Origin of the sequence: Rhizobium altiplani, from assembly GCF_001542405.1 — a bacterium.
In the GTDB taxonomy this organism is placed as follows: domain Bacteria; phylum Pseudomonadota; class Alphaproteobacteria; order Rhizobiales; family Rhizobiaceae; genus Rhizobium; species Rhizobium altiplani.
The window spans coordinates 24060-33587 of record NZ_LNCD01000071.1; the positions used below are offsets into that span (position 1 = coordinate 24060).

The following is a 9528-nucleotide window of genomic DNA, read 5'->3' on the forward strand; positions in this document are numbered from 1 at the left end:
CGCCGCGATGGCCTGCAGCGCTGCAATATGAATCGCAACCACAGTAACGCTACAAACTGCAGCACTCGTTTTGATTGAAGTCGGTTGCGGTCGAGCCGTCAGAACTGCGTGATGACACTGATCCCGACTCCTTCGGCCTGATCCAGCGTCATCAAGCCCGGGATCGCCTCTTGAAGCGTGATGCGCCGGCCGATTAGCTTCTGTGGCGCGATCTTGCCTGACGTCAGCATCGACAGCATCGCATCGTAGCGCCAGGCCTGCATGCCGTGGCTGCCGTAGATCTCCAGCTCGTGGCCGATCACCTGCGCCATCGGGATCTGCGGTGCCGCATATTCGCCGACCATGAGGCCGACCTGCACATGCCGCCCGCGCCGGCGCAGGTTCTTGATCGAGTTGAAGCAGGTGACGGGGTGGCCGAGCGCGTCGATCGAGACATGCGCGCCACCCTTGGTGATCTCGCGAACCGCTTCCGCCACATCGGCGACGCTCTTCGCATTGATCGTGGCCACCGCGCCGCAGTCGCGCGCGAAGGCGAGCTTCTCGTCGGAGAGATCGATACCGATGGCGTTGGCGCCAAGCGCCGTTGCGATCATGATCGCCGATAGGCCGACGCCCCCGCAGCCGTGAATGGCGATCCATTCGCCGGGACCGGTGCGCGCCTGGTCGGCAACGGCGCGAAACGACGTCGCAAAGCGGCAGCCGAGGCTTGCCGCCGTCGCATCATCGATGCTGTCGGGAAGGTGCACGAGGTTGGTGTCGGCATAATCGATCGCCACGTATTCCGCAAACGAACCCCAATGCGTGAAGCCGGGCTGGAACTGGTTCGGGCAGACCTGCTGGTTGCCGGAATGGCATTCGCCGCAATGGCCGCAGCCGGACACGAAGGGTACGGTCACGCGATCGCCGACCTTGAAGCGCGCGACGCCCTTGCCCGTTGCGACGACCTTGCCGGCCAGTTCATGGCCCGGCACATGCGGCAGCTTGATATCAGGATCATGGCCCATCCAGCCGTGCCAGTCGCTGCGGCAGAGCCCGGTCGCGCCGACGGCAATGACCACGCCATCCTCGCTGGGCGTGGGGTCGGGCAGGGCGCGAATTTCGGGAGCCTTCTCAAAGGCGTCGTAGAACATGGCTTTCATCGATTTTACTCCCTATCAGCCCCAGCGATTCCGACGGATGATGCCACGCCGTCGGTGTCGCATCCAATCGCGCCATCCATGATTTTCCGTGATATACCCATCGATGGCGCGCAAGGGATCGCGCACGAATATTACGCCCTGGAAAGCCTCGTCGCCATTTTCTTGCGTAGGGTTCCAGGCCGCGGATTTCCGCTTGACCGGCTCTTCGCGCAGGGATTTTGCTCTTCGGACTTTTCAAGGAGAATGCCCATGGCCGTCGACACATCGCCCCGTTCAACCACCTGGACCTACGTCGAGGGAGAGTGGCTCACTGGCAATCCGCCGCTGATCGGGCCGACCTCGCATGCCATGTGGCTGGCCTCGACGGTCTTCGATGGGGCGCGTTGGTTCGACGGCATCGCGCCGGATCTCGACCGGCATTGCCAGCGCGTCAATCGCTCGGCGATCAACATGGGCCTGAAGCCCGTCAAGACCGCTGAGGAGATCGAGGCGCTTGCCTGGGAAGGCATCAAGAGGTTCGACGGCAAGACGCCTGTTTACATCAAGCCGATGTATTGGGGCGAGCATGGTTCAGCCGGCAGCGTCGTCACCGTCGACGGTGAATCCACCCGCTTCGCCCTTTGCCTGTTCGAAGCCCCGCTCGGCAACAATGCGCCGAATTCGCTGACCGTCTCGCCCTATCGCCGCCCGTCGCCGGAAACGGCGATGACGGATGCCAAGGCCGGCTCGCTCTATCCGAACAGCGGCCGCGCCATTGCCGAGGCCAAAAGCCGTGGTTTCGACAATGCGCTGATGCGCGACATGAACGGCAACGTTGCGGAAACGGCGTCCTCCAACATCTTCATGGTCAAGGACGGCATCGTCTCGACGCCGATCGCCAACCGCACCTTCCTTGCCGGCATCACCCGCGCCCGCGTCATCGGCCTGCTGCGCAAGGCGGGTTTCGAAGTTCGGGAAGTGACGCTCTCGGTCGAGGATTTCATGAACGCCGACGAGATCTTCACGACGGGCAATTACTCCAAGGTCGTTGGCGTCAATCGCCTCGATGGCCGCGACTTCCAGCAAGGGCCGGTCACGCGCAAGGCGCTCGAACTTTATATGGATTGGGCCTTCGGCCGCAGCGAAAGCGACAGCTAAGTCTGTTGCCTCGGATCTGAATACAATGGCCGCGCTTGCCGCGGCCATTCGCTCGGCTGTAGGGAGGAGAGCCGACATCTCTTTGTTCGAACGACCGAGAAGCCCGCGTCATGATCGTGCGCCCCCGTCCCAGCCTGCTCAAACTGTTCTTCATTATCCGCGGCTCGATCATCAAGCAGGTTTTTCCGCAGATCCTGCTGACCGGCTTCCTGTCCTCGCTCGTGGTTCTCGTCCACAGCGTCTGGCCGGGTGTCCTGCCGGTTTTCAGCGGTGCGCCTTTCGCGCTTCTCGGCATCGCGATCTCCATCTTCCTCGGCTTCCGCAACAACGCCTGCTATGACCGCTGGTGGGAGGCGCGCAAGCAGTGGGGACAGATGATCTTTTCGGCGCGTCACTTCGCGCGGCAGACGCTGATCCTCGAAACGGCGCATGGCGAGGCCGGGGCCGAAGCGCGCAGACGCCTGGTCACGCTCGTCATCGCCTTCATCCAGTCGCTGGTGCCGCATCTGCGTGCTGGCAGTGGCCGCGAAAAGGTCGAACGCCTGCTGTCGCCTGAGCTGAAAGCCCGCTATCACGCGAGCCGCACGCCGCCGGAGGCGATTTCGCTGGAAATTTCCCGGGAGCTTGCCGATCTGCGTGCCAAGGACATGCTGTCAGACATCTCCTATCAGATACTCGACAAGACGCTCGGAGAGCTGACGCTGGCGCAGGCCTCCTGTGAGCGTATCCGCTGGACACCGGTGCCGTTCGGCTACACGCTGTTGCTGCACCGCACGGCGCACCTCTTCTGCCTGCTGTTGCCGTTCGGCTTCGACGACGTCCTCGGCTGGTTCATGCCCTTTGCGACGGCGCTGGTCGCCTACACCTTCTTCGGCCTCGATGCGCTCGGCGACGAGCTGGAAGCGCCCTTCGGCAACCAGCCGAATGCGCTGCCGATCGGCGCCCTTGCCGACACGATCGAGATCAATCTGCGCGAAGCGCTGGGAGAGACCGACCTGCCGCCTCTCCCGGTGCCGGTGGACTACCTTTTGATGTAAGCTCTCCGGCCTCCGTAGCGCTGAAAGAAGTCAGGGCAGGACAGGCGTGCCGGTCCGGTTGGCGGCGGCCAGATAGACCTCCGGGGCGAAAAAGACGCCGTCCTGTTCGAAGGCCAGCAGTTGCTCGGCTCGTAGCGCTTCTCTCACCCTTGGCCGTTCGCCAACCCGCTTCATGAAAGCGGAAAGCGCCGGCCATTGTCTGAGGTCGATAGCGATCCATGGTGACCAGTTCAGGCAGACGAAGAGATAGGCATCGGCTACGGTGAAATTCTCGCCGGTCAGGTGGGCCCCCTTCATGCGTTTATTCAGCCATTCCAACCGTTTGAGGATGAGGGCGTGGATGGACTCGTGCGCGCCTCCATAAGCCGCATCGAAAAACATAACCATCGGCTTGTGCAACTCGGAGCTTATGAAGTTCAGGTAGGATTGCACCTGGCTGCGCTCGAAGGTACCCGCTGCTGGCAGCATCGATGTCCCCTCAGGCGCGGTCTCGGCAAGAAACTGGGCGATGACAGGCCCCTCGGTCAACACCTTGCCATCGTTGAGTATCAGGGCCGGCACATAGCCGTTGCCGTTGATGGAAAGGTAGTCGTTGCCATTCTCTGCCCGGTGGTTCGCGGGGTCGACGGCGATCAGTTCCACATCGATTCCAAGTTCGCGGCAAACGATATGCGGCGAGAGCGAACAAGCGGCAGCGCGCATGTAAAGTTTCATCGGATTTCCTCCTCCGCAGACCGGCATTGACGTGCCGGTATCAATTCATTGGACATTTGTACTGTTTCGCATAAAAATAAATCAGTCAAGAATTTAATGCGAAGCGGTACAAAAATATGAAGGATGAGAAAAAACGGGGCCGACCGCGCGCTTTTGATACGAGTGCGGCGATCGGCAAGGCGCGTGAGGTTTTCTGGGATCGGGGATTTTCCGCGGCGTCGCTGGACAATCTGAGCGCTGCCACGAGCCTCAACCGGCCGAGCCTTTACAATGCCTTCGGCGACAAGGAGGATCTCTATCTGGATGCGCTGGAGGGCTACCGGATGGACAGCATGGTTGTCCTCGAGGAGGCGCTGGATGCGTCCTTGCCGGTGCGCGAGAATCTGGCGCGGATCTACGATCGCGCGCTTGCGACCTACCTTCACGGCGATACGGCGGCGCGCGGCTGCTTCTTGATCAGCACCGCGGCCGTCGAGGCCATCCAGCACGAGCGCGTGCGCGACGTGCTGGGCCGCAGCCTCGCCGATTTCGACCGCGCTATAGAGGAACGCCTCGTTCTTGCGGTTGAACGCGGAGAGCTGCCGGACAAGACCGATCCGAAGGCATTGGCCCGGTTGGCCTCGGCGATCATGCACTCGCTGGCCGTGCGGGCGCGCGCCGGGGAAACCCGGGAGGCGCTGGAAGCACTGGCGCGCTCCGGCGTAGAGCTTATCTGCGGCGCGCCGTAACGGCATTGTGCGGCCGCACGAGCCAGGCGTAGGCGGCGCCGGCGATCAGCAGCACGCAGGTTCCGAGGAAGACCGCCCGCATGCCGATATGGCCTCCGACGAAACCGCCGAGCACGGGACCGGCGACCTGACCGACATATTGCGAGGAGACCGACAGTCCGAGGATGCTGCCGGCCGCACTGTCCGGGACATTATGGCGGATGACCGCGGAGATGCAGGGCAGAAGCCCGCCGAGCGCGATCCCCATCAGGAAGCGCAGGATGATCAGCTGCCAGGAACTGGTCACGAATGCCTGCGGGATCAGCAGCAGGCCGGCGACGGCAAGGGCGCCCGCAATGACCGGCCAGTGGCCGATCCGGTCGGCAAGCTTGCCGAGGCGCGAGGCCGACAGGATGCTGCCGAGCGCTGCCGCGGACATGACGATGCCTGCTATCATCGTCACCCTGCCGGGATCTTCCGCCAGCTGCGCGACGTAGACGGTGATGATCGGCTCGATCGACATGTTGGCGAGCATCAGCAGCATGCCGGTGGCGAGCATCGCAATGACGGGACCCTTGTCGGGGATCGAGGCCCAGCCGCCGCTTGCCTTCGCCGCCTGCTTGCGGGCAGGGGACTTCTCTTCCTTGATTAGGAAGGTGGTTGCAAGGAACGCCAGGAAAATCATCCCACCGGCGGCGAGGAAGGTGTTGCGGATGCCGATCAACGGCGGCAGCGCGCCGCCGATCAGCGGCCCGACGAGGTTGCCGGCCATGATGCCGGAGGCGAGCACGCCGAGCGCCCATGCGGATCGATCCTTCGGCGTCTGCGTCGCGACCAGCACCATCGAGCCGGAGGAGTAGCCGCCCGCAAGGCCGACGAACAGGCGCAACGCCACCAGCTGCCAGACGTTGTCAGCCATGCCCATCAGCGAGATCGCGACCGTCATCCCGGCGCTGGCGCGCACCAGCATCAACTTGCGCCCGTAGATATCGCCAAGCCGGCCCCAGAGCGGCGCCACGAAGGCGGCGGCCAGAAAGGTCGCGCCATAGGCGATGCCCGACCACTGCACGATCGCCGCGTGGTTACTGACCCCAAGCTCCTCGACATAGAGGGGCAGGAAGGGCAGCAGCAGCGTCATCGCGACAATCGTCGTGAAGGAGCCGAGCAGCGAAATGACCAGATTACGCTTCCAGTAGATCGAGCCGCTCTCGACAACGGCTGCGTCCCATTTGGTATCGGTCATTTCGTGGCCTTTGCATTGATCGTATAGGTCAGTTCAGCCGCGCCGGAGGCAAGGATATGTCCCTTTGCGGCGGCAAGAAAATCGGCGCGGGTGAAGGCGTCGGGTAGCGTGAGCCTGTCGATATCGAGCGCATAGACCGTTACGCGGTAGCGATGGATGCGGAGATCGTTCCACGGTGGGCACGCGCCCATATAGCCGCCGTAGGGACCATCCTTCAAGAACCCAGCGAAACCATTCTGGCCGCGGCGGCCATGCTCGGTCATCTCCAGTGGCAATCCGCCCGGCGGCAAGCCGTCGCCATCGGCTCCTTCGGCGAGCTTTGTGACCGTGGCCGGGATGTCCGCAAGGATCCAGTGCGTGAATTCCATCCGGGGCAGGTCGTACGCGATCACCGTTCCGTCCTTGTTGAGCAGCGAGAGGTCTTGCGGCACATCCGGATCGGTCATGGTAAGCGCATAGGACCGCGTGCCCGCCGGTCGCTTCGACCAGGAGAAGGCCGGGCTCTTGTTCTTGCCAGCCGCCGCCTTGCCGCCGGCCGCGATGCAGGAAGCGTTCTCCTCCGGCAATGTGCCGCCCTTGCCGCTCTCGAAGGTGACCTTCAAGTCCGCGGCGAGGGTCGGCACAGCGCCGAGAGCAAGAATGAGGGTCGCTGCCGTTATCGTTTTACGCATGAGCGTGTCTCCTTTTCGATGAGACAGCTCTAACAATCGCGGTGATCGCCTGATGCGCAGAAACGCTCAAAGAATTGTCGGAAAAGCTCAAACATTTGCCACATGCTGTCTGGCCCGCATGCGCTCGGCGAAGCGTCGCGGCGAGCGATAGCCGGCCGCAAGCGCCGCCTCACGGAGCGAGATCCCTTCCTCCGAGAGCAGTGTTGCAGCAAGGTCCACGCGCACCTCAGTCAGCAGGTCGCGCAGGGATGTCGATTCCGCCGTCAGCCGCCGCCGCAACGTCGCGTTGCTGGTGCCGAGTTCGGCGGCGATCACATGGGCGGTCCAGGACTTGTCCGGCTGCCAGCGGATGAGCGAGCGCACGGCGTCGCTCGTTGTCTTCGGCTTGACCGGCAGGACGCCGCGCATGCCAAGCACCGTCAACACCTCCATCACGCGATGTTCGATCAGCAGGGCAGGCAGCGTCCCGCTCGTCAGGCCCTCGCCGGCATGGTGGATCGCGGCAGCAAGAACCGTATCCAGCGGCAAATCGATCGGCCGAACCGCCCGCTGCGGCGGGAACGAACGAGCCGCCCGCGCGACAAGTTCGTCGGGGAAGCCGATGAAGATCGCCCGGTAGACGCCGCTGGCAGGATCAGGGTCATTGACGACATCGCCGCGCCAACCGCCGGGCAAGACCAGAACGGTGCCTGCGCCAAAGCGCAGCTGCCGTCCCATGGTCACGAGTTCTTTCGAACCCTCGACGATAACGACGACCGACGCGCGCGGAAAGGCGCAGCCGGCGATGCGTTCGCGCTCGCGGGTCACGAAGGTAAAGAGCGCGGAGACCTGCTCCGCCACCTCAGGCAACGCCCGCGGGCGGTTGTCCTTGGCGGCAAGCTTCTGCAGCCGCTCCAATATGGTTCGCGCTTCCGACATGCGATCGTCCGTCATCGATGATGGCGATGATCTTGAACCATCGCCGCAGACTTTCCAAGCCGCCAGTGGTGCCGCAGTTGCCGCAATGGGCTTGAGATGCTATAAATCCGATTGCATAATGCAATCGGATTTTTGGGGGCGAGGCCACTGACGCCGAAAGGATTTGTGCCATGGACACCCTGCAAACATCGCGCGAGCAGACCGTTCGCGGGCTCTACGATGCCTATCTTCAGGGCCGCAAGGATATCGCGGCCGGGATGATGACGGAGGACTTCACCTTCTCCAGCCCGCGCGACGATCACATTGATCGCGTTGCCTATTTCAGCCGTTGCTGGCCCGAGCCGCCGCCATTCCGCGATATCGAGATCGAGCACCTTGAGATCGCGGACGACGAGGCCGTGATACGCTACCGGGCCGAAAAGCATGACGGCGGGGCATTCCGCAACATGGAGGTCATGCGCTTCAGGGGCGACAGGATCGCCTCGGTGGACGTCTATTTCGGTCGCAACGTCTAGAGCGGATCATTGCTTATCGGAATCGGTGCGGGATTCCCATATGTGGAACGGCTCTGCGGTCAAGGTGTTCAATCGTTGATATTCCGAGGGCTGGTGCGCCCATATGTCCGGCCTTTTCGCGCAGCAATTGGGCTACTGGCCTTGATGACGTTCGCGACTGGAGTGACCTAAACAAATCAGCGAGCTCGAAGCACGTTGGGAATCACGGTCTTGATCCAATCCGGATGTCTTTCCTCGGGGTCATCATTGATCTTGCACCTTGGGCCTCAGCTTGTCAGCGACGACAAGCGATCTGCATTCGGTCCTAGGCCGCCATCGTTTCGTTCGCCGTGCTATGGAATTGACCACCTCTCACTAGAAGAGCCCAAACAATGCGGGCCATCTTGTTGGCCAGCGCAATGGCGGCGACTTTATATGGCCTGCGCCTCAGCAACTCAGTCAGCCAGGCTGAGACCTTTGCGCCTCGACGTGCGTGCTGGATAACGGCGGACGCTCCCACAACCAAAAGAGATCGTAAGACCGGGTTTCCCATTTTTGAGATTCTTCCCAATCTGGTTTTCCCGCCTGTGGAATTTGATTTCGGGGTCAGGCCTATCCAAGCCGCAAAGTGACGCCCAGACTTGAAGGCCTTTGGGTCGGGTACAAATGCCGCGATGGAGCTGGCAGTGATTGGACCCACACCTGGAATTGAGGTCAGCCGGCTCAATGTCGCATCCTGTCGGCTTTCGCGGATCATGTGCTTCTCCAACTTAACGATCTCCGACGTGTAGGCCTCTATCTGATGGGTCAGGGGCAACAGGGCGATGCGGGCCAAGGGTGGCAAGCGGGCATCATCCTCGTCACGGACGATTGCGGCAAGGTCGTCGACCTTGCCCACACCTCTGGATGTGGTAATGCCCAGTTCGGTAAGATGACCGCGCAAAGCGTTGATCGTTTGGGTGCGCTGCCGAACCAGCAGGTCCCTTGCCTTCAAGAGCATAGCCGTCGCTTGCTGGCCGACGGTCTTGAGCGGCACGAAACGCATCGACGGTCGACCTACAGCTTCGCATATCGCCTCAGCGTCTGCCGCGTCATTCTTGCCTCTTTTGACATAGGGCTTCACGTAAGCAGGTGGGATCAACCGAACTTCATGTCCGAGAGCCTTGATCTCTCGTGCCCAATAATGAGCGCCTCCGCATGCCTCCAATCCAACGACACACGACGGGATCTTCCTGAAGAACTTCAAAACCTCAGAGCGTCGAAGCTGCCTACGAAGGATTGTCGTCCCTTCGTTGTCTACTCCATGCAACTGAAAGACTTGTTTGGCCGTATCGAGACCGATTGTCGTGATCAAAGTCATAAGAACGCTCCAAGCTGTTTACCGAACAGGATGCTCGGCCTCTTTTCAGGATAGGGTGGGAGCAGAGCCGTTCCACAACATCAAATCAGCAGATTTGTGATTCATCAT

Annotated in this window: 10 protein-coding genes; 4 read left to right on the top strand and 6 right to left on the bottom strand. The window is 61.8% G+C overall.

Annotation, left to right across the window (positions count from 1 at the left end; genetic code table 11):
- Nucleotides 1–98 precede the first annotated feature (98 nt).
- Complete coding sequence (locus AS026_RS16015) at nucleotides 99–1139, bottom strand: zinc-dependent alcohol dehydrogenase family protein (protein WP_025661078.1); 1041 nt, start codon at nucleotides 1137–1139, stop codon at nucleotides 99–101.
- A gap of 249 nt (nucleotides 1140–1388) precedes the next feature.
- Between AS026_RS16015 and AS026_RS16020 the strand changes: the two genes are divergently transcribed.
- Both AS026_RS16020 and AS026_RS16025 read left to right on the top strand, forming a co-directional pair.
- Nucleotides 1389–2276, top strand: coding sequence for a branched-chain amino acid aminotransferase (locus tag AS026_RS16020; protein WP_025661077.1), 888 nt, complete (start codon nucleotides 1389–1391; stop codon nucleotides 2274–2276).
- 110 nt (nucleotides 2277–2386) lie between these two features.
- A complete protein-coding gene (locus AS026_RS16025) occupies nucleotides 2387–3313 on the top strand; it encodes a bestrophin family protein (protein ID WP_025661076.1) in 927 nt (308 codons plus the stop codon).
- A 30-nt stretch (nucleotides 3314–3343) separates the two neighbouring features.
- Here AS026_RS16025 and AS026_RS16030 read toward each other — a convergent pair whose 3' ends face one another.
- The gene (locus AS026_RS16030; protein WP_062370579.1) at nucleotides 3344–4027 is read right to left on the bottom strand and encodes a glutathione S-transferase N-terminal domain-containing protein; all 684 of its coding nucleotides are present in this window, start codon (nucleotides 4025–4027) and stop codon (nucleotides 3344–3346) included.
- Nucleotides 4028–4143: 116 nt separating this feature from the next.
- Between AS026_RS16030 and AS026_RS16035 the strand changes: the two genes are divergently transcribed.
- Nucleotides 4144–4755: a TetR/AcrR family transcriptional regulator gene (locus AS026_RS16035; protein ID WP_025661074.1), complete on the top strand. Its 612-nt coding sequence runs from the start codon at nucleotides 4144–4146 to the stop codon at nucleotides 4753–4755.
- Here the strand turns inward: AS026_RS16035 and AS026_RS16040 are convergent.
- From AS026_RS16040 to AS026_RS16050, 3 genes are all read right to left on the bottom strand, one after another.
- Entirely contained in the window at nucleotides 4736–5977 is a 1242-nt protein-coding gene (locus AS026_RS16040) for a multidrug efflux MFS transporter (protein ID WP_062370581.1), read from the bottom strand. The two genes, AS026_RS16035 and AS026_RS16040, sit on opposite strands and share 20 nt — an antisense overlap.
- Nucleotides 5974–6648, bottom strand: a complete 675-nt coding sequence (locus AS026_RS16045; protein WP_025661072.1) for a YbhB/YbcL family Raf kinase inhibitor-like protein — start codon at nucleotides 6646–6648, stop codon at nucleotides 5974–5976. The genes AS026_RS16040 and AS026_RS16045 overlap by 4 nt, the downstream gene beginning before the upstream one ends.
- An 87-nt stretch (nucleotides 6649–6735) precedes the next feature.
- Nucleotides 6736–7566, bottom strand: a complete 831-nt coding sequence (locus AS026_RS16050) for a helix-turn-helix domain-containing protein (RefSeq protein ID WP_062370590.1) — start codon at nucleotides 7564–7566, stop codon at nucleotides 6736–6738.
- A 170-nt stretch (nucleotides 7567–7736) separates the two neighbouring features.
- Between AS026_RS16050 and AS026_RS16055 the strand changes: the two genes are divergently transcribed.
- Nucleotides 7737–8081 carry a nuclear transport factor 2 family protein gene (locus AS026_RS16055; RefSeq protein ID WP_025661070.1) on the top strand — a complete coding sequence of 115 codons (345 nt, stop codon included), beginning with the start codon at nucleotides 7737–7739 and terminating at the stop codon, nucleotides 8079–8081.
- Nucleotides 8082–8385: 304 nt separating this feature from the next.
- Here AS026_RS16055 and AS026_RS16060 read toward each other — a convergent pair whose 3' ends face one another.
- Complete coding sequence (locus AS026_RS16060; RefSeq protein WP_062370584.1) at nucleotides 8386–9420, bottom strand: IS110 family RNA-guided transposase; 1035 nt, start codon at nucleotides 9418–9420, stop codon at nucleotides 8386–8388.
- Nucleotides 9421–9528 lie beyond the last annotated feature (108 nt).

Coding starts and splice junctions, on each gene's coding strand:
- AS026_RS16050 (WP_062370590.1), bottom strand. CDS start 7,566: ATGTCGGAAGCGCGAACCATATTGGAGCGGCTGCAGAAGCTTGCCGCC.
- AS026_RS16020 (WP_025661077.1), top strand. CDS start 1,389: ATGGCCGTCGACACATCGCCCCGTTCAACCACCTGGACCTACGTCGAG.
- AS026_RS16015 (WP_025661078.1), bottom strand. CDS start 1,139: ATGAAAGCCATGTTCTACGACGCCTTTGAGAAGGCTCCCGAAATTCGC.
- AS026_RS16060 (WP_062370584.1), bottom strand. CDS start 9,420: ATGACTTTGATCACGACAATCGGTCTCGATACGGCCAAACAAGTCTTT.
- AS026_RS16025 (WP_025661076.1), top strand. CDS start 2,387: ATGATCGTGCGCCCCCGTCCCAGCCTGCTCAAACTGTTCTTCATTATC.
- AS026_RS16035 (WP_025661074.1), top strand. CDS start 4,144: ATGAAGGATGAGAAAAAACGGGGCCGACCGCGCGCTTTTGATACGAGT.
- AS026_RS16055 (WP_025661070.1), top strand. CDS start 7,737: ATGGACACCCTGCAAACATCGCGCGAGCAGACCGTTCGCGGGCTCTAC.
- AS026_RS16045 (WP_025661072.1), bottom strand. CDS start 6,648: ATGCGTAAAACGATAACGGCAGCGACCCTCATTCTTGCTCTCGGCGCT.
- AS026_RS16030 (WP_062370579.1), bottom strand. CDS start 4,027: ATGAAACTTTACATGCGCGCTGCCGCTTGTTCGCTCTCGCCGCATATC.
- AS026_RS16040 (WP_062370581.1), bottom strand. CDS start 5,977: ATGACCGATACCAAATGGGACGCAGCCGTTGTCGAGAGCGGCTCGATC.